The organism is Isoptericola sp. b515, assembly GCF_030588125.1.
Classification (GTDB): Bacteria; Actinomycetota; Actinomycetes; order Actinomycetales; family Cellulomonadaceae; genus Isoptericola; species Isoptericola sediminis.
Map to the genome: position 1 here is coordinate 1,209,767 of NZ_JAUQYR010000001.1, position 22,104 is coordinate 1,231,870.

19 protein-coding genes are annotated in these 22,104 nt (G+C 73.4%); 11 read left to right on the forward strand and 8 right to left on the reverse strand.

The features are described from left to right. Positions 1-59: 59 nt before the first annotated feature. A complete protein-coding gene (locus Q6350_RS05515) occupies positions 60-2,108 on the reverse strand; it encodes an NAD(+) synthase (protein ID WP_305065715.1) in 2,049 nt (682 codons plus the stop codon). Positions 2,109-2,179: 71 nt separating this feature from the next. On the opposite strand from Q6350_RS05515, the gene Q6350_RS05520 reads away from it, so the two are divergent. After that, positions 2,180-2,902 carry a copper resistance CopC family protein gene (locus tag Q6350_RS05520; protein ID WP_305065716.1) on the forward strand — a complete coding sequence of 241 codons (723 nt, stop codon included), beginning with the start codon at positions 2,180-2,182 and terminating at the stop codon, positions 2,900-2,902. A 163-nt stretch (positions 2,903-3,065) separates the two neighbouring features. After that, positions 3,066-3,347, forward strand: coding sequence for an HU family DNA-binding protein (locus tag Q6350_RS05525; RefSeq protein ID WP_304604684.1), 282 nt, complete (start codon positions 3,066-3,068; stop codon positions 3,345-3,347). A gap of 186 nt (positions 3,348-3,533) precedes the next feature. On the opposite strand, the gene Q6350_RS05530 is transcribed toward Q6350_RS05525, so the two are convergent. After that, complete coding sequence (locus tag Q6350_RS05530) at positions 3,534-6,284, reverse strand: flippase-like domain-containing protein (protein WP_305065717.1); 2,751 nt, start codon at positions 6,282-6,284, stop codon at positions 3,534-3,536. Between the two features lie 173 nt (positions 6,285-6,457). On the opposite strand from Q6350_RS05530, the gene Q6350_RS05535 reads away from it, so the two are divergent. The 4 genes from Q6350_RS05535 to Q6350_RS05550 are packed head-to-tail and all read left to right on the forward strand — an operon-like array spanning position 6,458 to position 11,912. Further along, positions 6,458-8,107, forward strand: coding sequence for an ABC transporter substrate-binding protein (locus Q6350_RS05535; protein WP_305065718.1), 1,650 nt, complete (start codon positions 6,458-6,460; stop codon positions 8,105-8,107). 15 nt (positions 8,108-8,122) lie between these two features. Next, positions 8,123-9,166 carry an ABC transporter permease gene (locus Q6350_RS05540; RefSeq protein ID WP_305065719.1) on the forward strand — a complete coding sequence of 348 codons (1,044 nt, stop codon included), beginning with the start codon at positions 8,123-8,125 and terminating at the stop codon, positions 9,164-9,166. Then, positions 9,166-10,236 (forward strand): ABC transporter permease, encoded by a 1,071-nt coding sequence (locus tag Q6350_RS05545; protein WP_305065720.1) that lies wholly within the window; start codon positions 9,166-9,168, stop codon positions 10,234-10,236. Before Q6350_RS05540 ends, Q6350_RS05545 begins: the two co-directional genes overlap by 1 nt. Next, the gene (locus Q6350_RS05550; protein WP_304606307.1) at positions 10,233-11,912 is read left to right on the forward strand and encodes an ABC transporter ATP-binding protein; all 1,680 of its coding nucleotides are present in this window, start codon (positions 10,233-10,235) and stop codon (positions 11,910-11,912) included. Before Q6350_RS05545 ends, Q6350_RS05550 begins: the two co-directional genes overlap by 4 nt. Positions 11,913-11,968: 56 nt before the next feature. Here Q6350_RS05550 and Q6350_RS05555 read toward each other — a convergent pair whose 3' ends face one another. Continuing rightward, positions 11,969-12,784, reverse strand: coding sequence for a CPBP family intramembrane glutamic endopeptidase (locus Q6350_RS05555; protein WP_370375367.1), 816 nt, complete (start codon positions 12,782-12,784; stop codon positions 11,969-11,971). A gap of 201 nt (positions 12,785-12,985) precedes the next feature. On the opposite strand from Q6350_RS05555, the gene Q6350_RS05560 reads away from it, so the two are divergent. Genes Q6350_RS05560 through Q6350_RS05575 form a run of 4 tightly spaced genes read left to right on the forward strand, consistent with a single transcriptional unit; the run spans position 12,986 to position 15,619 of the window. Beyond that, a complete protein-coding gene (locus Q6350_RS05560) occupies positions 12,986-13,636 on the forward strand; it encodes a hypothetical protein (protein ID WP_305065721.1) in 651 nt (216 codons plus the stop codon). Next, complete coding sequence (locus Q6350_RS05565) at positions 13,633-13,932, forward strand: transcriptional regulator (RefSeq protein WP_304604678.1); 300 nt, start codon at positions 13,633-13,635, stop codon at positions 13,930-13,932. The genes Q6350_RS05560 and Q6350_RS05565 overlap by 4 nt, the downstream gene beginning before the upstream one ends. Next, positions 13,929-14,822 (forward strand): ABC transporter ATP-binding protein, encoded by an 894-nt coding sequence (locus tag Q6350_RS05570; RefSeq protein WP_305065722.1) that lies wholly within the window; start codon positions 13,929-13,931, stop codon positions 14,820-14,822. The genes Q6350_RS05565 and Q6350_RS05570 overlap by 4 nt, the downstream gene beginning before the upstream one ends. Continuing rightward, the gene (locus Q6350_RS05575) at positions 14,819-15,619 is read left to right on the forward strand and encodes an ABC transporter permease (protein ID WP_304604676.1); all 801 of its coding nucleotides are present in this window, start codon (positions 14,819-14,821) and stop codon (positions 15,617-15,619) included. The genes Q6350_RS05570 and Q6350_RS05575 overlap by 4 nt, the downstream gene beginning before the upstream one ends. 21 nt (positions 15,620-15,640) lie before the next feature. Here Q6350_RS05575 and Q6350_RS05580 read toward each other — a convergent pair whose 3' ends face one another. The 4 genes from Q6350_RS05580 to Q6350_RS05595 all read right to left on the reverse strand — a co-directional run bounded on the left by Q6350_RS05580 (position 15,641) and on the right by Q6350_RS05595 (position 19,608). Then, a complete protein-coding gene (locus Q6350_RS05580; RefSeq protein WP_304604675.1) occupies positions 15,641-18,145 on the reverse strand; it encodes a cation-translocating P-type ATPase in 2,505 nt (834 codons plus the stop codon). A gap of 173 nt (positions 18,146-18,318) precedes the next feature. Beyond that, the gene (locus tag Q6350_RS05585) at positions 18,319-18,633 is read right to left on the reverse strand and encodes a heavy-metal-associated domain-containing protein (RefSeq protein ID WP_304604674.1); all 315 of its coding nucleotides are present in this window, start codon (positions 18,631-18,633) and stop codon (positions 18,319-18,321) included. Positions 18,634-18,655: 22 nt separating this feature from the next. Next, positions 18,656-18,997 (reverse strand): metal-sensitive transcriptional regulator, encoded by a 342-nt coding sequence (locus Q6350_RS05590; RefSeq protein WP_304604673.1) that lies wholly within the window; start codon positions 18,995-18,997, stop codon positions 18,656-18,658. Between the two features lie 59 nt (positions 18,998-19,056). Continuing rightward, positions 19,057-19,608, reverse strand: coding sequence for an HU family DNA-binding protein (locus Q6350_RS05595; protein ID WP_305065723.1), 552 nt, complete (start codon positions 19,606-19,608; stop codon positions 19,057-19,059). Positions 19,609-19,852: 244 nt separating this feature from the next. Between Q6350_RS05595 and Q6350_RS05600 the strand changes: the two genes are divergently transcribed. Next, on the forward strand, positions 19,853-20,641 hold the full coding sequence (locus Q6350_RS05600) for a hypothetical protein (RefSeq protein WP_304604671.1): 789 nt from the start codon (positions 19,853-19,855) through the stop codon (positions 20,639-20,641). Positions 20,642-20,714: 73 nt separating this feature from the next. Here the strand turns inward: Q6350_RS05600 and hemL are convergent, their stop codons facing one another. Further along, positions 20,715-22,088, reverse strand: a complete 1,374-nt coding sequence (hemL, locus tag Q6350_RS05605; RefSeq protein ID WP_304604670.1) for a glutamate-1-semialdehyde 2,1-aminomutase — start codon at positions 22,086-22,088, stop codon at positions 20,715-20,717. Positions 22,089-22,104: the final 16 nt, after the last annotated feature.

A 22,104-nucleotide genomic window follows, 5' to 3' on the forward strand; every position in this document is an offset into this window, starting at 1 on the left:
CCCCGGCGCCTCGACGGCCTCGACCGGGCGGGGCCGGCCGGCGGGCGACCCGCGCCGCGTCAGCGCTCCGGGACGTTCTCCTCGATCTCGCGCAGCCAGGCCGCCGCGGACGCGTCCGACGGCATCCGCCAGTCCCCGCGCGGCGACATCGTGCCGCCGGGCGACACCTTGGGGCCGTCGGGCAGCGCGGACCGCTTGAACTGGGAGGCGAAGAACCGGCGGAAGAAGACCAGCATCCAGCGGCGGATCTCGGCCAGGTCGAAGGCCGACCGGTCGTCGTGCGGGTAGTTCGGCGGCCACGCCCCGGCCTCGGCGTCCCGCCAGGCGTGCCAGGCGAGGAACGCGATCTTGGACGGCCGCATCCCGAACCGCAGCGTCCAGAACAGCGTGAAGTCCTGCAGCGCGTACGGGCCGACCGTCGCCTCGGTGGACTGCGGCGTCTCGCCCTCCCCGGACGGCACGAGCTCGGGGGAGATCTCCTGCACGACGATCTCGCGCAGCACGTCGCCCACCTCGACCGGGAAGTCGCCCGAGTCCGCCACCCAGCGGATCAGGTGCTGGATGAGGGTCTTGGGGACGCCGGTGTTCACGGCGTAGTGCGACATCTGGTCCCCGACGCCGTAGGTGCACCACCCCAGCGCCAGCTCGGACAGGTCGCCCGTGCCCAGCACGATGCCGCCGCGGTGGTTGGCGATCCGGAACAGGTAGTCGGTGCGCAGCCCGGCCTGCACGTTCTCGAAGGTGACGTCGTAGACGGCCTCGCCCTCGCCGTACGGGTGGCCGAGGTCGCGCAGCATCTGCTCCGCGGCGGGCCGGATGTCCAGCTCCTCGAACCGCACGCCCAGGGCCGTGGCCAGGCGGGTGGCACGGTCCTTGGTCTCCGCCGACGTCGCGAACCCCGGCATCGTGACCGCGTGCACGTCCGTGCGCGGCCGCCCGAGCCGGTCCATCGCGTTCGCGGCCACGATGAGCGCGTGGGTGGAGTCGAGACCGCCGGAGACGCCGACGACGACCTTCGGCCGGCCGATCGCGGTCAGCCGTCGCTCCAGGGCGGTGACCTGGATGTTGTACGCCTCGTAGCAGTCCTGGGCGAGCCGCGCCGCGTCGTCGGGCACGAACGGGAAGCGGTCCACGTGCCGGCGCAGGCCGACGTCGCCCGACGGCGGGCGCACCTGCCACTCGACGACGCGGAAGCCGCGCACCCGGTCGCCGAGGGCGCGCCGGTTGTCGTCGAACGTGCCCTGACGCAGCCGGTCCTGGCGCAGGCGGTCGAGGTCGACGTCGGCCACCGCGCGCCGGGGGCCGTCCGGGAACCGATCGGTCTCGGCCAGCTCGTCGCCGGCCTCGTAGACCATGGTCTGCCCGTCCCAGGACAGGTCGGTGGACGACTCGCCCTGCGACGCCGCGGCGTAGACGTAGGCGGCGTGGCACCGGGCCGAGGCCGAGCGCACCAGGAGCCGACGGTCCTCGGCGCGGGCGATCGTGATGGGGCTCGCCGAGGGGTTCAGCAGCACCGTCGCGCCGGCCAGCGCGGCCTCGGCCGACGGCGGGACCGGCACCCACATGTCCTCGCACACCTCGACGTGCACCGTCAGGCCCGCGACGTCGGAGGCGCGGAACAGCAGGTCCGGGCCGCACGGGACCTCCTCGGCCGCGAAGGGCAGCCGGACCGTGGACCCGCGCAGGTCGGTGCCGGAGGCGAACCAGCGCTGCTCGTAGAACTCGCGGTAGGTGGGCAGGTACGACTTCGGGGCCACACCGAGCACCCGGCCGCCGTGGACCACCACGGCGCAGTTGTGGACGCGCCCGTGGATCTCCAGCGGCGCGCCCACCACGAGCAGCGGACGCAGGTCGGCGCTGGCCTCGACGATCTGCTCGAGCGCGTCCCCGACGGCCTCGAGCAGCGGGTCGGCCAGGTGCAGGTCGCCCAGTGCGTACCCCGAGACCGACAGCTCGGGGAACAGCGCGACCGCCACCCCGTCGTCGTGGCAGGCACGGGCCTGGTCGAGGATCGCGGCGGCGTTCGCGGCGGGATCGGCCGACGTCACCGGCACGGTGCAGGCGGCCACCCGGGCGAACCCGTGGGCGTAGGCGTTGCGGAAGTCCACACCCCGAGTGTGCCCGACGACACCGGTCCGGTGTTGGCCGACGCCGCGACGGCGGGGCTATCGTCGACGTCGTGGCGCACCATCCCGAGGGCTCCCGGCCCCGATCCCGACCGTCCGCCCCGTCCGAGGGGCCGGACTGGACGCCCGTCCGCTCGCAGCGGCGGAACCGCCTGATCGCCGCGGTCGTGGCGCTCTCGATGCTGCTGACCGCCGTCGGCGGCACCGCCGTCATGCTCGTCGGTGCGCTGTCCGCCGGCGCGCACGACCAGCTGCTCTCCACCGACCCCGAGGACGGGGCCTCCCTCGAGGCGCCGGTCGAGAACCTGACGCTCACCTTCAGCTCCGACGTCATCGCCGACGGCACGCAGGTCCGCGTGACGCCGCCGTCCGGCGAGCCGGTCGACGCCGAGGTCACCGTCGACGGCCCCGAGGTCGTCGCCGCCGTGCCCGGGCAGGCCGCCGGCGGGGAGTACGAGGTCGCCTGGCGCGCCGTGTCCTCCGACGGTCACCCCATCGAGGGGTCGTTCGCCTACGAGGTCGCCGCTCCGGCGGCGGACGCGGGCGACGACCCCGCGCAGGCCGCCGAGACGGACGACCGGGCCGCGGCACCGAGCGAGCAGCCCGGCCCGTCCGCTCCCGTGCAGGACGACTCCTCGGGCGCGGGCGGGATGCCCGTGCTGTACGGCGGCGCGCTGGTCGCGATCATCGGGGTCGCCGCGCTGATGCTGGCGCGCTCGCGCCGCCGGCTCCACGACGACCACGGCCAGGGCCCGACCCAGGGGCCGCTGAGCTGACCCACCCGTCCGCACGGGGCTGGTCAGGCACGCCGAGACGGCGAAAAGTCGCAGGAACCCGCGGATGTTCCATAGTGTGTTCCCGGTCCACCGGTTCTGCCGGTCTGGCCGTGAACGTGACGACGTACGGCTCCGTACGTCGTGATCCGGAGAAGGGATTCACATGTCGCTGAACAAGTCCGAGCTGGCCTCGGCCATCGCCTCCAAGGCCGACCTGACCAAGTCGGACGCCGAGGCTGCGCTCAACGCTTTCCAGGAGGTGCTCGTCGAGTCCCTCAGCAAGGGTGAGGCCGTCAAGGTCACCGGTCTGCTGTCGGTCGAGCGTGTCGAGCGTGCCGCCCGCACCGGCCGCAACCCGCGCACCGGCGAGGAGATCCAGATCCCGGCCGGTTACGGCGTCAAGATCAGCGCCGGCTCGCTGCTGAAGAAGGCCGTCGCCAAGTGATCCTCCGCTGACCCCGGTCAGCGTCCGAGGGCCCGTCGTCCGCGGAGTCGCGGACGGCGGGCCCTCGTGCGTCCGCTCCCCCTCCGGCGCGACGAGCGTGCGCACTCGGTACCCGATCCGCGGGGATGGCGTGCTGAACGAGCACGCTCGTCGCTCCCGCTCCCGCGCCCGGCCCAGCGCCCGGGGTCAGAGGTCGCCCTTGCGCTCCAGGTAGCGCATCGCGGCCCACCCGAAGGGCACCCGGCCCCAGTAGGTGACCACCCGGAACAGGATCGTCGTGGACAGCGCGATCGAGGCCGGAATGCCTGCGGCGGTGAGCCCGGCCGTCAGCGCCGCCTCGACACCACCGAGACCACCCGGCGTCGGGACCAGGGCTCCGAGGGCGTTGCCCACGAGGTAGATGACGGCCACGTCGATGAGGTTGAGGGACTGGCCGAACGCCGCCAGCGCGGCGTCGAAGGCCAGCACGTAGCCCAGCGACATGACGACGTTGCCGCCGATCCCGAGGGCCAGCCGGGTCGGCTGGCCGAGCATCTGCGACAGCCGCGGCCACACCTGCTCCAGCGTGGGCCTGATCTTCCCCCAGATCCACCGGCGGATCGCGGGGACCAGCAGGACGGCCGCGATGACCGCGGCGATCCCGGCGATCGCCAGCAGCACCGTGATCGAGGGCAGCTCGATGAGTCCGCCGGACCCGGTGAAGATCGAGAGCACCACCAGCAGGACCACGGTGACCACGAACTGGGAGACCTGCACCAGGGCGACGGTGGCCACGGCCATCGGCAGCTCGACGCCGCGGCGGGTGAGCATCCGCAGGTTGAGGGCGGCGGGACCGATGCCCGCCGGGGCCGCGAGCGCGACGAACGACCCCGCCATCTGGGTCAGCGTCGCCCGCCACAGCGGCAGCCGCTTCGGGGAGAACGCGACGAACGTCAGCGCGGCGCCGAACCACGTGACCGCGCCCAGCACGAACGCGGCGACCACCCACCAGGGGTTGGCCCGGCTCACGGCGTCGGTGATCTCGTCGAGGTTCATGGTGGTCACCAGCGCGGTGACCACACCGATCGACAGGGCGAGCGTGATGACGGTCCGGGCACCGAACCGCGTGATGTTCTCCGGCTGGACGTCCACCTGCGGCAGCCGTTCCACGAGGGCGTCGCGCAGGTCGTCGAGCAGTCCGCGGCGCTGGCGCACGGCCACGCGGGTCGCGGCGGGCAGGGCGATGGACTGCAGCAGCGGGCCCACGGCGGCGACGTCGTCGGCGGGCAGCGCACGCACGGCCGACGCGACGGCAGGTCCGGGGCCGACCCGCAGCGCGAGCAGGGCGAGCATCTGCACCAGGTCGAGGCGTCGGCCCAGGATGGTGGAGGCGATCTCGCCCTGCTCCCACCCGGTCAGCCACACCCGGGGGCGGGTGCCGTGGGAGTCCACGAGCAGCACGTCCGGGGTGAGCGCGTGGTGGGTCAGGCCGGCCTCGTGCGCGCGCCGCAGCTGTTCCCAGACGGCGGCGAGGACGGCGTGGCCACGGTCCCCGGCGAGCGCCTCGTCGGGCAGGTCGCGCCACGGCACGGCACCGACGGCGTGCTCGGTGACCAGCACGATCGAGTCCGCGGCCTCGCCCACGCCGAGCAGCCGCGGGGTGCGTACGTGGGCGGCGTCGGCGGCGTAGGTGAGCATCGCCGTGCGTTCGGCGACGGCCTTGAGGGACACCTGGGCCCGGCCCTCCAGGCCGCGCAGGCGCAGGCCGCGCCACAGGCGCGTCAGGACGCCCACGACGTGCCGGTCGCCGTCGAGCACGACGACGTCGCGGCGGTCGCCGTCCGGCGTGAACATCGCGTAGACGCGGGCGTCCCCGGTGCGGGTCAGGGCGCGGGTCGCCGGGTCGGCGAGGGTGTCCGACGCCGGCAGCCCGGTGCGGACGTCGGCGCCGGCGCCGCGGCGGCCGCCGTAGCGGGGACGGTTGCGCAGCAGGGCGCGCAGGGTGGTGCGGCCGGTGACCGCGCCGGAGGCGTCGACGTCCGTGACGGTCTCGTCGGGGATCGGGGCGGGGGGCGTGTCGGCGTTCACGGGGGCGGTGACGTCCCGGACCCGCACGAGGGTGGTCGGGCGGAAGCCGGCACGGCGGACGGCCGTGACGAGCTCGCCGCCGTAGGCGCGTTCGGACCGCACCCCGGAGGCGTACTGCACGGTCTGGCCGGCGAGCCGGCCGAGCAGCAGGGCGACGAGCACACTCGGCAGGGGGGCCTGCCCGGTGATCAGCGCGATGACCAGCGCCAGGTAGAGGACGTTCCACGACCAGCGGACGGTGCGCCGACGGGTGCGGGGGCCGGCGGTGGTGAGCAGCGCCGCGATGCCGACGACGTAGATGGGGACCGTGATCCGCCAGGCCCCGTCGCGGAAGATCGACAGCGACCGCAGCAGGTCGTCGCCGCCCCACCAGCCGACCATCAGCACGGTGAGGACGCCGAGCACGATGCCGAGCGTCGCGGCGACGATCGACTCCACGACCTGACGGCCGAGGCGCCGCACGCCGAGCTCGGCGAGCACGGCGACGGGCACGAACAGCGTGACGAGCCCTTCGAGCACGGCGACCGGGATGAACAGCAGCTCGCCCAGCAGGGTGTTGAAGGCGCGCACGTCGGCGGTCACGCCCTCGGTGGTGCCGTGGGCGACGACGGACAGCACGAGGACCGCGGCGACGCCGACGGCGCTGCTGATGAGGCCGAGCAGGTCCGAGGGGTTGCGGACGCGCTGCTCCGGGGTGTCGACGACCCGGACGAGCCCGGCGTCGTCGTCGGGGGCGCCGCCGGCGAGGAAGAGCGCGTCGAAGGCGCCGGTGGGCGGCGGCGTGTCCGCGGCGCCGTACGACCCGACGTCGTGCACCGTGCCCGGCGGGTTTCCAGGGCCCGCGGGGCCCTCGCCGCTGCCTCGGGACATGGGGGGAGTCTAGGTCGGCGGGGCGGTCGAGGCCCGGTGGAGGGGGGTGAAGGCCGGACTGATCTGCCGGACATGTCACACTGATGTGATCTGGGCGACATGATTGCCTGATAGAACTGCCGTCAACGTGGACGGCATGCGGCCGGGAGGCCGCATCGAGGAGGGAAACACACATGAGGACGATTCGCGGGACGCGACGCGCCGTCTCGACCGCTGCCGGGGCGGCTGCTGTCGCGCTGGTGCTCACCGCGTGCGGCGGTGGCGGCACGGACGAGGGCTCCGAGGCGGAGGGCGACAGCGGTGCTGGTACGTCGCTCACCATCGGCACGACGGACAAGATCACGACCATCGACCCGGCCGGCTCGTACGACAACGGGTCCTTCGCGGTGATGAACCAGGTCTACCCGTTCCTGATGAACACGCCGTACGGGAGCCCGGACGTCGAGCCGGACATCGCCGAGTCCGCCGAGTTCACGGCGCCGACCGAGTACACGGTCACCCTGAAGTCCGGGCTGAAGTGGGCCAACGGCAACGACCTGACCGCGTCGGACGTGAAGTTCAGCTTCGACCGTCAGCTGGCGATCGCCGACGAGAGCGGCCCGTCGTCGCTGCTGTACAACCTGGACAGCACCGAGGTCGTCGACGACACCACCGTCGTCTTCCACCTCAAGGAGGCGAACGACCAGGTCTTCCCGTCGATCCTGTCGTCCCCGGCGGGCCCGATCGTGGACGAGGACGTCTTCTCGGCCGACGCCCTGACCCCGGACACGGAGATCGTGGACGGCCAGGCCTTCGCCGGCCAGTACGTGATCACCAGCTACACGCTCAACGAGCTGGTGACCTACGAGGCCTTCGACGGCTACCAGGGGCTGCTCGGCGAGGCGAAGACCCCCGAGATCAACGTGTCGTACTTCGCCGACGCCTCCAACCTCAAGCTCGAGGTCCAGCAGGGCTCGGTCGACGTGGCCTTCCGGTCGCTGTCCTCGACCGACATCGAGGACCTGCAGGGCGACGACGGCGTGAAGGTCGTCGAGGGCCCGGGCGGCGAGATCCGCTACGTCGTCTTCAACTTCGACACCCAGCCGTACGGCGCCGCGCAGGACGACGCCGACGAGGACAAGGCGCTGGCCGTGCGTCAGGCCGTGGCCCACCTCATCGACCGCGAGGCGATCTCCGAGCAGGTCTACAAGGGCACCTACACCCCGCTGTACTCTTACGTCCCGGCCGGCCTGACCGGTGCGACCGAGTCCCTCAAGGAGATGTACGGCGACGGTGACGGCGGCCCCGACGCCGACGCCGCCACGCAGGTGCTCGAGGACGCGGGCGTCGAGACGCCGGTCGAGCTCAGCCTGCAGTACTCCAACGACCACTACGGCCCGTCCTCGGGCGACGAGTACGCCCTGATCAAGGACCAGCTGGAGTCCTCCGGGCTGTTCAGCGTCGACCTGCAGACCACCGAGTGGGTGCAGTACAGCAAGGACCGCACCGCCGACGTCTACCCGGCCTACCAGCTCGGCTGGTTCCCGGACTACTCCGACGCGGACAACTACCTCACGCCGTTCTTCCTCGACGGCGGGTTCCTCGGCAACCACTACTCCAACCCGGAGGTCGACGAGCTGATCGTCGAGCAGGGGGTCACCGAGGACGCGGACGAGCGTGCCGGCGTCATCGAGGAGATCCAGGACACGGTGGCGCAGGACCTGTCGACCGTGCCCTACCTGCAGGGCGCGCAGGTCGCCGTGGTGGGCTCGGACGTGTCCGGCGCCGAGGAGACCCTCGACGCCTCGTTCAAGTTCCGCTACGCGGCGCTGAGCAAGGGCTGATCGAGGACCCTGTTCGTGGCTGCAACACCGACGGCAGGAAGCGCACTGGGGCGGTACGTCCTGGTGCGCTTCCTGCTCATCATCCCGACCGTCTTCATCCTGGTCACCACCGTGTTCGTGCTCATGCGCGCCACGGGTGACCCGATCACGGCCGCCCTCGGCGGTCGTCTCACCCCCGACCAGCTCGCCGAACGCATCCAGGCCGCCGGGTACGACCGGCCGATCCTCGTGCAGTACTGGGAGTACCTCTCGGGGATCCTCACCGGCGACTTCGGCACCACCATCAGCGACAACCGGCCCGTCACCGAGGTGCTCACCACCTACGGCGCGGCGACGCTCGAGCTGAGCACGTACGCCGTGCTGGTCGCGCTCGTCCTCGGCGTGCCGTTCGGCATGATCGCCGCCTACCGGCGCGACCTGCTGCCCGACGCCGTGCTGCGCGTGCTGGCGATCCTCGCCTACGCGACGCCGGTCTTCTTCGCCGGTCTGCTGCTGAAGCTGATCTTCTCCGTCTGGCTCGGCTGGTTCCCGGTCGCGGGCAGGGTCTCGACGGCCGGCGAGATCGAGATGCGCAAGGCGGGTGCCGACTCGGGCTTCATGGTGGTCGACGCCCTCGCCACCGGGGACCCCGCCGTCCTGCTCGACGTGCTCTCGCACGCCGTCCTGCCGTCGCTGGCGCTCGGCCTGCTCACGGCCGGGGTGTTCCTGCGGCTGGTGCGCACCAACATGATCAGCACGCTGGGCACCGAGTTCGTCGTCTCCGCCCGGTCGCGCGGCGTGAAGGAGCGGCGCCTGGTCACCGCGCACGCGTGGCGTCCCGCGCTCATCCCGATCATCACCGTCGCGGGCATGCAGATCGCCATGCTCCTGGTGGGCGCCGTGCTCACCGAGACCACCTTCGAGTGGCGCGGCCTCGGCTTCCAGCTCTCGGAGTACCTGCAGGCCCGCGACTTCGTGGCCGTGCAGGGGATCGTCGTGGTCATGGCCGTCATCGTCGCGGTGACGAACTTCCTGGTGGACGTGATCGCCGCCCTCGTCGACCCGAGAGTGAGGTACTGATGACCGCCCCGGAGACCCAGGGGGCCCCGCCCCCGGTGCCGGCCGCGCCCGAGCACCTGCAGGGGCGCGGCGCGTGGTTCAAGCGGCTGCCCGTCGTGCACCAGGTGCGCCAGAGCGTCGGCCTCCAGCGCGGCATGCTCGTCACGGGGCTGGTGCTGTGCGCCGTGTTCGTGGTCACCGCCGTCGGTGCCCGCTGGATCGCGCCGTACGGCTGGTCCCAGCTGCGCACACCGGAGGGCGCCTTCGGCGCCCAGCACCCCCCGAGCGCCGAGCACTGGTTCGGCACCACCGTCGGCGGGTACGACGTGCTCTCCCGGGTGGTGTGGGGCGCGCAGACGGCGCTGCTCGTCGTCATCGTCGCGGTGACGGCGTCCATCGTCGTCGGCGTGCTGCTCGGTCTGGTCTCGGGCTACTTCGGCGGCTGGGCGGACCGGGTGCTCGTGCTCGTCGCCGACGCCGTGTACGCCTTCCCGTCCCTGCTGCTGGCGATCCTGCTCGCCATCGTCATCTCGGGCGGCCAGTCGAGCATGTGGGGCGGCGTCCTCGCCGCCGCGCTGTCGATCACGGTGGTGTTCGTGCCGCAGTACTTCCGCGTGGTGCGGGCCGAGGTGGTCCGCATCAAGGGGGAGGCGTTCGTCGACGCCGCTCGTGTCCTGGGCACGCCGCACCGGCGGATCATGACCCGCCACGTGCTGCGCAACTCGGTGCGCACCCTGCCGCTCATCGTCACGTTGAACGCCTCCGAGGGCATCCTGACCCTGGCGGGGCTGGGCTTCCTCGGGTTCGGCATCGAACCGACGGCCGCCGCGGAGTGGGGCTACGACCTGCAGCGGGCGGTCGCGGACGTCACCTCGGGCATCTGGTGGACGGCGCTGTTCCCCGGTCTGGCGATCGTGCTGGCCGCCATGGGGATGACGCTCGTGGGCGAGTCCCTCAACGACCTGGCCGACCCGCGCCTGCGGGTGCGGTCCCGGTCGCGCAAGGTCGCCGGCGCGGTGGCCGCCACGTCGGTGGACGCCGGGTCGGACGCCGACGCCGGGACCACCGGCCCGTCGAAGGAGGAGTCATGAGCACGTCGCGCGTCGCGCACATCGAGGACCTCGCGGTCTCGTTCGCCACCGACGCCGGCCCGGTGCGGGCCGTCGACGGCGTCAGCCTCGACGTCGCCCCGGGCGAGGTGCTCGCGATCGTCGGCGAGTCCGGGTCGGGCAAGACCGTGACGGCGAAGACCATCCTCGGTCTGCTGCCGGAGACGGCCACGGCGAGCGGCGCCGTCGTGCTCAGCGGGCACGACGGCGCGCGGACCGACGTCGTGCACGTGTCCGGCGCGGAGCTGCGCCGGGTGCGCGGCCGCGACGTCGCCATGGTGTTCCAGGAGCCCTCCACGGCGCTGAACCCGGTCTACACGGTCGGCTGGCAGATCGCCGAGGGGTTGCGTGCCCACGGCAAGGTCTCGGCGAAGGAGGCGCGGCGACGGGCGGTCGAGGTACTGCGGACCGTCGGGATCCCGGACCCCGAGCAGCGCGTCGACCACTACCCGCACCAGTTCTCCGGCGGTCAGAAGCAGCGTGTCGTCATCGCCATGGCGCTGGTCCTCGACCCCGGGCTGATCGTGGCCGACGAGCCGACGACGGCGCTCGACGTCACCGTCCAGGCGGAGATCCTGGACCTGCTGCGGCGGCTGCGGGACGAGACCGGGACGGCGATCGTGCTCATCACCCACAACATGGGGGTGGTGGCGGACCTGGCCGACCGGGTCGCCGTGATGTACCAGGGCCGTGTGGTCGAGGAGGCTCCCGTGCAGGAGCTCTTCGCCGACCCGCAGGCCGAGTACACCCGGACGCTGCTCGGGGCGGTGCCACGGGTCGGCGAGGGCACCGCGCGCGCCGAGGCCCGGGCGGCGTCCCGGCCCGAGGGATGGGCCGACGGCGAGCCGGTCGTGCGGGCCGAGCACCTGACCATCACCTACCCGGGCAGGTTCCGGCGTCCGGGCTTCACCGCGGTCGACGACGTGTCCCTGACGATCCGGCCCGGTGAGGTCCTGGGGCTGGTGGGGGAGTCCGGTTCGGGCAAGACGACCATCGCCCGGGCCGTGGCCGGGCTGCAGCCCGTCACCAGCGGGTCGCTGCGGGTGCTGGGCACGGAGATGCGCGGTGCCAGGGGCCGTGCCCTCGCCGGCATGCGGCCGCGGCTCGGGTTCGTCTTCCAGGACCCGGCGACGTCGTTCAACCCGCTGCTGACGATCGCCGAGTGCGTGGCCGAGCCGCTGGTCGTGCACGGCCGGGCCGCGTCGCCCGCGGCGGCACGTGGCCGGGTGGACGAGCTGCTGGAGGCCGTCCAGCTCCCGCGCTCCTACGGCGACCGCTACCCGCACGAGCTGTCCGGCGGGCAGCGTCAGCGGGCGTCCCTGGCGCGCGGCCTGGCGCTGGACCCGGAGCTGCTGGTGGCGGACGAGCCCACCTCGGCCCTCGACGTCTCGGTGCAGGCCCGGGTCCTGGAGCTGTTCGCCGACCTGCAGGCCGAGCTCGGTTTCGCCTGCCTCTTCGTCTCGCACGACCTCGCGGTCGTGGACCTGCTCGCCGACCGCATCGCGGTGCTCTACCGCGGGCGTCTCGTCGAGTCCGGGACCGGTGCGGAGGTGCTGGGTTCGCCGCGCGAGGACTACACCCGTCGGTTGCTGGCCTCGCTGCCGGTGCCGGACCCGGCCGAGCAGGCGCGACGCCGGACGGCCCTGGCGACGGCGTGACGCCGTGACCCTCGGGTGGGGGCGGCCCCGTGCCGCTCCCACCCGGCGGTCCGCCGTCAGCCGACGCCGAGCGCGGAGAGCCAGTCGGCCGGCAGGAACGCGTACCCGACGAAGGCGACGACGTCGAGCAGGGTGTGCGCGATCACCAGGGGCAGCACGCGCTGCCGTCCCCGGCGTGAGGTGTAGAACCAGGCGAAGACGACGCCCATGACCATGTTGCCGAAGAACGGGCCGATGCCCTGGTACAGGTGGTAGGAGCCCCGCAGCAGCGAGCTGGCCACGACGAAGGTCACGCGGTGCCAGCCGAGGTCGCTCGTGCGTTCGTGCAGGTAGGCCACGGCGATCACCTCCTCCAGCAGCCCGTTCTGCAGCGCGGCCAGCATGAGGACCGGGACGGTCCACCAGTAGTCCTCGAGCGCGCTGGCCTGGATCTCGACGGTGATCCCCAGGAACCGCCCGAGGGTGTAGAACGCCAGCCCGGGGATGCCGATGGCCGCCGCGAGGGCGAACCCCCAGGCGGTGTCCCGGCCGGGCCGGGCCGCGTCGAGACCGATGCGGCGCAGGGTCCCCGGGCCGCGGGCGCTCAGCAGGTACAGGGCCAGGGCGACGGGCAGCACCGCGAACGCGATGCCGAGCAGCTGGTACGTCAGGTCGAGGTACGGCCGCGCCGACCGCGAGGCGTTGAGGGTCGCGGACTGCTCGGCCAGCGCCGTGCCGGAGGTCAGCCGGGCGACGATGTTGACGAGCGCGTAGATCGCGCTCTGGCCGAGGCTGAGGCCCAGGACGAGCCAGATCTCGGCGCCGGTCCGGCGGCGGTCCCGCGGCGTGCGGGCCGGCGCGGCGGGCGCCGGCGGCGTCCAACGGTCCTTCACGGCGGGTCGTGGTGCGCTCACCGGCCCAGCCTAAGCGCGCCCCACCCTTCGCTGTGGGTATGAGATGTGCGGCCCCACCGCGGGTCGGAGGCGCAGATTTCATGCCCACAGCGGTCGGCGGGGTCTTGTGCGCTCCTGGAACCGGTGGCACACTGCAAAGTAGTTTGTACTGCAAACCTCATCGAGAGCACCGGAGCCCCCGTGAGCACCGCACCCGACAGCCGGTCCGACCACCCCCTCGACCCCGCCGCGAGCCTGGACCTCATCGCGGAGTCCCAGCGTCGGGTCCGCCGCGGCACCGAACCGGACGGCCGCCTGATCTGCCTCGTGTGGGGGATCGCCTGGGCGGTCGGCTACCTCGTGCTGTGGACGAGCGCCCGCGCGCTCGGAGTGCCCGGCGTGGTGGCCTACGTCGTCTTCGGGGCCCTGCTCGCCGTGGCCGTCGTCGTCACGATCGTGCACAGCGCGCGCCGCGCCGCCGGGACCCGCGGCCCCGGGCACCGGGCCACGGTCCTGTGGGGGGCGACGTGGTTCCTGGCGTTCGGCGTGTACCCCTTCGTCATCGCCGGACTCGGCCGCGCCGGGGCGTCCGACGACGTCACGGGCCTGGCGTCCAACGCGTTGGCCTGCGTCATCATCGGCGTCATGTACCTGACCGGGGGCGCGTCCTTCGGCGACCGCGGGCTGTTCGTCCTCGGGGCCTGGATCCTGCTCACCGGGGGCGTCGCGACGATGGCGGGGATGCCCGCCACCTACCTCGTCATGGCGACGGTCGGCGGCGGCGGGTTCCTCGCGATCACGGTCGTCTGGCAGGTGCTGCACCTGCGGCGCCGGGCAGGGGCGCGGCGATGACCGAGCTCGACACCGTCATCCACGCCCCGGCGCGGCTGCGGGTCGTGTCCACGCTCGCCGCGCTGGAGGTGGGGGAGGAGATCACCTTCGCCAAGCTCCAGAAGCTCCTGGACATGACCGCTGGCAACCTCTCGACGCACCTGCGCAAGCTCGAGGACGCCGGCTACGTGCGCCAGACCAAGGAGTTCGCCGGCCGTCGGCCCGTCACCTACCTCGCCCTGACGACGGACGGTCGCCGGGCCTTCGAGGACTACACCACCACCCTGCAGGACCTCTTGAGAGGGGCCGGATCATGACCGTCATCGACGTCGACGGCGTCACCCGCCGGTTCGGGGAGGTCGTCGCCCTGGACGACGTCTCCCTGGAGGTGGGCCCCGGCGAGCTCGTCGGGCTGCTCGGTCCGAACGGGGCCGGCAAGTCGACCCTGCTGTCCCTCGTGAGCGGCCAGCGGCGACCCGACAGCGGGCGCGTCCGGCTGCTCGGCGGCGACCCGCGGGACGCGGCGTCGCGGATCGGGCTCGGCATCACCCCGCAGGAGACCGGCCTCCCGCCGACCCTGCGCGTCGGCGAGGTGGTCGACTTCGTCGGCGGGCACTTCCCGGACCCGGTGCCGACCGCCGAGCTGCTCGAGCAGTTCGGTCTCACGGACAAGGCGCGCAAGCAGACCGGGTCGTTGTCCGGCGGCCAGAAGCGGCGTCTCGCCGTGGCCCTGGCCCTGGTCGGCCGTCCCCGGGTGATCCTGCTGGACGAACCCACCACCGGGCTGGACGTCACCGCCCGGCAGGTGCTGTGGGAGGCGATCCGGCAGTACCACGCCGGCGGGGGGACCGTGCTGCTGACCAGCCACTACCTCGAGGAGATCCAGGCGCTGGCCGAGCGGGTGGTGGTGATCGACCACGGCGTGGTGCGCGCGGACGACTCCCTGGACGGGATCCTGCGTCGGGTGGGACTGCGCCGGGTGGTGCTGCGTGCGGCGGTCGACCTGGTCGACCGGCCGGGAGTGTCCCGCGGCGAGCACCGCGGCGACGGCACCCAGGAGCTCTACACGCCCGACGCGGACGCGCTGGTCCGTGACCTCGTGACCTCGGGCGTCGCGTTCTCGGACCTGCAGATCCGTGGCGCCAGCCTCGAGGAGGCGTTCGCCGAGATGGTCGCCTCCGGTTCCCTGGAAGGAGCGGACCGATGACCCGCGTGACACCCGCACCCGCCGTCGTCGCGCCGTCGGGCACCGTGAGCCCGGTGCGGATGACCTGGCTGCACCTGAAGTTCCAGTTCCTGGAGACGGTGCGCATCCCCATCGCGGTGCTGGGGAACATGTTCTTCCCCGCGCTGGCGATGTTCTTCTTCGTCGTGCCGCAGAGCGACGTCGCGCAGAACCCCGTGTTCGCCACGATGGCGGTCGCGGGGCTGGCCCTCTTCGCCGTCTGCTCGGCGAGCCTGTTCACCTACGGCCTCGGCGTGGCCGAGGACCGTCAGCTCCCGTTCGACCCGTTCGTGCGCTCCCTGCCGGCGGGGCCGGGACCGCGCATGGTCGCGCGGATCCTCAACGGGGCCGTCTTCGCGCTCTTCGGACTCGTGCCGCTGATCCTCATCGGCGCGTTCTTCACCGCCGCCTCGGTGACGCTCCTCGAGCTGCTCGCCGGGGTCGCGACGATCCTGGCGACGGCGGTCCCGTTCGTGCTGCTGGGGATGGCCGTCGGGTACTCGCTGACGGCCAAGGCCGCGCTGCCGGTCGTGCAGGTCGTCCTGTTCCCGCTGGCCTTCGCCGGCGGGCTGTTCCTGCCGCCGGTCGCGTTCCCCGACTGGCTGAACACGCTGTCCCAGGGGACGCCGACCCGCGCCGGCCGCGACCTGCTCGTGCAGGCGCTGACCGGCGCGGACGCCTACGCCGGCGCGTGGCCGGTGCTGCTCGGCTGGACCGTGCTGTTCGCGACGCTGGCCGTGGTGGCGTACCGCCGCGACGAGGGCCGGCGCTTCCGCTGATCCCCGCCCACGACGACGATCTCAGCCGGCGCGGCGCAGGCGCAGCGAGTTGCTCACCACGATCACCGACGAGGCCGCCATCGCCGCACCCGCGATCATCGGGTTGAGCAGACCGGCCGCGGCCAGGGGGATCGCGGCGACGTTGTAGGCGAACGCCCAGAACAGGTTCTGCTGGATGATCCGCAGGGTGCGCCGGGACAGCCGGACGGCGGTGGCGGCCGCCCGCAGGTCGCCGCGCACCAGCGTGATGTCGCTGGCCTCGATCGCCACGTCGGTGCCGGTGCCCATGGCCAGGCCCAGGTCGGCGGTGGCCAGGGCGGCGGCGTCGTTCACGCCGTCACCGACCATCGCGACCGTGCGCCCCTCGGACTGCAGGCGCGCCACGGTGGCCGCCTTGTCCTGCGGCAGCACCCGGGCGATCACCTCGTCGATCCCGACCTCGGCCGCCGCGGCGCGGGCCGCGCCCTCGGCGTCCCCGGTCAGCAGCACCGGGTGCAGCCCGAGGTCGCGCAGCTCCCGCACGGCCTCGGCCGACGTCGGCTTCACCGGGTCGCGCAGCACGAGCACGGCGCGGGCCGACCCGTCCCAGGCGACGACGACGGCGGTCGCCCCGTCGTCCTCCGCCTCCGCGACGGTGTCCCGCACCTCGTCGGGGACACGGACGTCGGTCTCGTCGAGCCAGCTCAGCCGGCCGACGGTGACCCGGCGGCTGCCCAGGCCCGCGTCGCCCAGCCCGGAGTGCGCGGTCCGCACGACGGCCTCGACGCCCCCGCCGGGGACGCTGCGGAAGTCGAACACCTGCAGCGCGCCGGCCGTGACGCCGTCGGCCCCGACCTCGGCGGGCCGGCGGCCCGGGTCCGCGGCAGGATCCCCCGCGGAGTGGGGCGCGTCGTGTCCTTCGGCAGCCGCCGCGGGCGCGTGCGCGATCGCCTGGGCGATCGGGTGCTCGCTGCGTGCCTCCACGGCGGCCGCGTGCCGCAACGCCTCGTCGGCGTCGACCCCGGCCGCGGGGACGACCCGCTCCAGCGCCATCGCGCCGGCGGTGACCGTGCCGGTCTTGTCGAGCACCACGGTGTCGACCCGGCGCGTGGACTCGAGGATCTCCGGCCCCTTGATGAGGACGCCGAGCTGGGCCCCGCGCCCGGTGCCGACCAGCAGCGCCGTCGGCGTCGCCAGGCCCAGGGCGCACGGGCACGCGATGATGAGCACGGCGACCGCGGCCGTGAACGCGAACGGCAGGTCCGCACCGGCGAGCAGCCACCCGCCGAACGTCAGCACGGACAGGGTCAGCACGATCGGCACGAACACCGCCGAGATGCGGTCCGCGAGCCGCTGCACCGGGGCCTTGCCGGTCTGCGCCTGGGCGACGAGCCGCCCGATCTGCGCGAGCGTCGTCTCCTCGCCGACACGGGTGGCCCGCACCAGCAGGTGGCCGGAGGTGTTGACGGTGGCACCGGTGACGGCGTCACCGGGTGCGACGTCCACGGGCACCGGTTCGCCGGTCAGCAGGGAGGTGTCCACCGCGGAGGCGCCCTCGACGACCTCGCCGTCGGTGGCGATCGTGGACCCGGGCCGCACGGCGAACAGGTCGCCGACGCGCAGCGCGGAGACGGCCACGCGGTCGGTGACCGGCCGGCCGTCGTCACGGGTCACGGGGGTGCCGTCCGGTCGGGTGCGGACGCGCTCGGCGTCCTTGGCGCCCATCTCGAGCAGCGTGCGCAGCGCGTCGCCGGCCCGTCGCTTCGAGCGGTGCTCGGCGTACCGTCCCGCCAGCAGGAAGGTCGTGACCACCGCCGCGACCTCGAAGTAGAGCTCCGGTGCGCCGGCGTGCTCGCGGGAGGGCAGCAGCGACACGTCCATCGTCATGCCGATCTCGCCGGCCCCGCCGAGGAGCAGGGCCCACAGCGACCAGAGGGTCGCGGCGGTGACGCCGATCGACACCAGGGTGTCCATCGTGGACGACCCGTGCCGCGCGGCGCGGGCGGCCGCCGTGTGGAACGGCCACGCGCCCCAGGTGACCACGGGCAGCGCCAGGGCCGCCACGACCCACTGCCAGCCGGGGAACTGCCAGGCGGGCACCATCGACAGCGCGACGACCGGCACGGTGAGCACGGCGGACACGCGGAGCCGGCGGAGCAGGTCGGCGCCGCGGTACTCGGCGCCGCCGGCGGCGGGCGCCTCGTCCGCCGCCGGCGCGTCGGAGGACTCCTCCGGTCCGGGGACGTCCCGCCCGTCGGGTGCGAGGAGCACGTCGGTGCCCGCTCCGGGGTCGGACGACGTCTCCGCGCTGCGCGAGCGGGTGATCGTCGCGGTGTAGCCCGCGGCCTCGACGGCTCGCACGAGGGCGTCGTCGTCGTGCTCCTCGGTGAGGACCACGTGCGCGGTCTCGAGGGGAAGGTTCACGGTCGCCTCGACGCCGGGGAGCTTGCCGAGCTTCTTCTCGACGCGCGCGACGCAGCTGGCGCAGGTCATGCCCGAGACGGCGAGGTCGACCTCGCGCACGGTCGGGCTGGGGGTGGTGGTCATGGGAGGTGACTCCTGTGGTGCGTGCGTGGATGTCACCGGCGGCGGACCGGGGAGGCGGTCGGCGCGGTCGGGTGCACCGGGGTGTCCGGTGCGGCGCGGAGGGTCCGCGCCGTCCGGCAGGACGGCGGGTCGGCGGACGGTCCGCGGGAAGAAGGGGGGGCGCAGGGGGCCGCTCAGCGGCCCCAGGTGTGCGCGGCGTCGTCATGCGCCCGCTGCTTGCCGGGCGCCTGCTCGGCCTGCTGGGCCGCGAGCGCGTCCGTCTGCACGTCGAGCGAGGCGACCTCGTAGCCCGCCTCGTCGACGGCGGCGCGCAGCGCAGCCTCGTCGAGCGGCTCGTCGGAGAAGACCGTGACCTCGGACTCCGCGTCCGGGTGGAGCACGATGCTGACGTGCTCGGCGCGGTCGACGCTCTCGATGCGCTCGGTGACGCGCGCGACGGAGTCGGTGCTGGTCATGCCGGTGACGCCCAGCGTGGTGACGGTGCTCATGGTGCTCCTCGGTCTCCTCGGATCAGCTGCGGACGAGGCGTCCGATGGCATCGGTCGCCTCCTTGACCTTCGCGGCCCCTGCCTCGTCGGACTCGCGGGCGGCCCCGACGACGCAGTGGTTGAGATGGTCCTCGACCAGCGCCAGGCTCACGGACTGCAGCGCCTTCGTCACGGCCGACACCTGGGTCAGGATGTCGATGCAGTAGACGTCCTCGTCGATCATCCGGGCGATGCCGCGGACCTGGCCCTCGATGCGGCGCATGCGCTTGAGGTACGCCGCCTTGTCCGAGGCGTACCCGTGCGGGCCGTCGTGCTCGTCCACGCCGACCGCCGTGGTCGGGTCGGGCGCTGCTGTCTCGGTCATGGCTCCAGCATACCCTCCGGGGGTATGTGGTCAAGGGTGATTCCGGGCACGGTCCGCCGTCACTTCTTCTTCGACTTCTTGCTCTTCCCGGACTTCTTCGCGTCCTTGCCCGAGGCCCCCTTCGGGGCGCCCTTGGCCGACTTCTTGCCCTTGCCGGCCTTCTTGGCCTTCTTGGCCTTCTTCCCCTTCTTGTTCTTCTTGCCCGTGTCGGCCTTCGCGTCCGTGGCCGCCGTCTTCCCGGTGCCGGACGTCGCGTCCTGGTCCGCCCTGGTGGCCTGCGACGTCTTGCCGGTGTCCGTCGAGGCACCGTTCGTGGCGGGAGCGGGGGCAGGGTCGCCGCCCGAGACCCGCGCCTTGAACCCCGAGCCGGCCCGGAAGCGCGGGACGACGGCGGCCGGGACCTCGACCGTGTCGCCCGTGCGTGGGTTGCGGGCGGTCCGGGCGGGGCGCTCCGCGCCGGTGAAGGTCCCGAAGCCGAGCAAGGAGACGCGTTCACCGGCGGAGACGCTCTCCATGATCGAGTCGAGGACGGCGTCGACCTGCCGCCGCGCCTGGGTCGGGGTGCTCTCGGTGCGTTCGGCGACGGCCGCGGCGAGCTCGGACTTGTTCATCTCTGATCCTCTCCTGGCACCGGTCGAGGGAGCCGGGGCCCCCGAGATCCACCCAACGTACCCAAGGGTGCTGGTCGTCACCAGGATCGCGCGGACGGGTCCTCCCGCCGGGCCGCCCTGCCGTCGCGACCCGTCGGGGCGCGACGGGGTGAAAGAGGGGCATGACCTGGCCGTTCACGCCCCAGTGGCGCTATGTTGAGCCGCCGCCCGAGCGCTGTGCCGAGCGGCAGATCAGGGAGCGTCGATGAAGCGCATGATCGTGGCGTCCGTGGTGGGCGCCCTGCTGGCCGTCGGAGGGGTCGCCGCACCGGCGACCGCCGGATCCGGATCCGTCACCGACTCGGACACCGAGGGCCGGTCCGTCCGCATGACGGTGACCACACCGAAGTACGTGACCATCAACCGGGCGGGCTACACCAAGATCCCGGTGACGGCCAGGCTGGCATTCTCGGGGCCCGGCACCTTCACCGGGTGGTGGGGTGACGCCGGCTACGCGACGGCCGAGTCGATCAACGGCGACTGGCAGTTCTCCTGGGCCGACTTCACCGACACGGTCGAGACCACCAAGAAGACCACCGTCGTCTTCCGCAAGTACGACCGCCTCGCGCCGCAGCGGCTCGCCGTGGGGGCCGAGACGGCGCCCGTGTACGGCGGTTCGTTGCTCTACCCGTTCGACGACCACCTGACGACCGTGTACCTGCGCAACGCGCGCAAGATCGTGGGCACGGACGCCTACCGGAAGAGCGGCTCCCGGGCCTACGTCCAGGTCCGCGGGACGGTCAAGGAGAACGTCTGGAAGTCCTCGACGTCGTACGAGGGGACGTGGAGGGGCAGGAAGGGCGTCGAGGTCGCGATCCAGTTCAAGCCGGACGGCGCGGCGAGCTGGAGCACCGTCAAGTACGTCACGACCGGGACGGGCGGAGAGGTCGTCACGCGGATCCGCAAGGGCAAGGCGGGCACGGTGCGGATCGTCGTCGCGCCGACCAACCGCACCACGGCGGCCACCGGGACCGACGGCGTCGGCGCCCGCTGACCGTCGTCGGCGCGGGACGACCGTGCCCCGGTACCCGCCGTGGGTACCGGGGCACGGGTGCTCGGGAGCCGGGTCAGGCCGTCGCGGCCGCCGCGGCCCGCGCCGCCGCGGGCAGCGCTTCGAGGATGCGGCCGACCGCCTCCTCGTCGTGCGCCGCCGAGCAGAACCACGCCTCGAACAGCGAGGGCGGCAGGTTGACGCCCGCGTCGAGCATCGCGTGGAAGAACGGCCGGTGGCGGAAGACGTCCTGGGCCCGGGCGTCGGCGAACGACGCCACGCCGTCGCGAGCCGCGGCCTCGCCGAAGAAGACCGAGAACAGCGACCCCACGCGCTGCACGCGGTGCGGCACGCCCTCGGCGTCCAGGGCCTCCTCGAGAGCCGTCGACACGGTGTCGGCCACCTCGGACACCCGGTCGTACACGAGCTCGTCGGCCAGCCGCAGCGTCGCCAGGCCCGCGGCCACGGCGACGGGGTTCCCGGACAGCGTGCCCGCCTGGTAGACGGGGCCGGTCGGGGCGAGATGGTCCATGACCGACGCGGCGCCGGCCAGCGCGGCCACCGGCATGCCGCCGCCGACGACCTTGCCGAAGGTGAACAGGTCCGGGGTCCAGTCCTCGCCCTGCGCCCGGGCCAGACCCCAGTAGCCGGCGTCGGAGACGCGGAACCCGGTGAGCACCTCGTCCAGGACGAGCAGCGCCCCGTGCTGGGAGGTCAGGCGGCGCAGCCCGGCGTTGAAGCCCGGGGCGGGCGGCACGACACCCATGTTCGCGGGGGCCGACTCGGTGATGACGGCAGCGATGCGGTCGCCGTGCGCGGCGAACACCGCCTCGACGGCGTCCAGGTCGTTGTACGGCAGGACGAGGGTCTCGGCGGCCGCGGCCTCGGTGACCCCGGCCGACCCGGGCATGGCCAGCGTCGCGACGCCCGACCCGGCCTCGGCGAGCAGCGCGTCCACGTGCCCGTGGTAGCAACCGGCGAACTTGACGACCAGCGGGCGTCCGGTGACGCCCCGCGCCAGCCGCACCGCCGTCATCGTCGCCTCGGTGCCGGTGGACACCAGCCGGACGTGCTCGGCGGCCGGGACCCGCCGACGGATCTCCTCGGCGAGCTCGACCTCGCCGATCGTCGGCGCGCCGAAGGACAGTCCGCGCGATGCCGCCTCCTGCACGGCGGCCACCACCTCGGGGTGAGCGTGCCCGAGCAGGGCCGGGCCCCAGGACCCGACGAGGTCGACGTACTCGCGCCCGGCGACGTCGGTGACGTAGGGGCCGCGGGCCGACGTGAGGAACCGCGGGTCGCCGCCGACCGAGCCGTAGGCGCGCACCGGGGAGTTCACCCCGCCGGGGATGGCGTCCTGGGCACGCAGGAACGCGGAGTGGTTGTCGGCCGGGGGCGTGGCGCCCACGAGCGCCGTCTCGACCTGGCCGAAGCCTGCGGTGTCCGTCATCGTGGTCCTTCCGTTC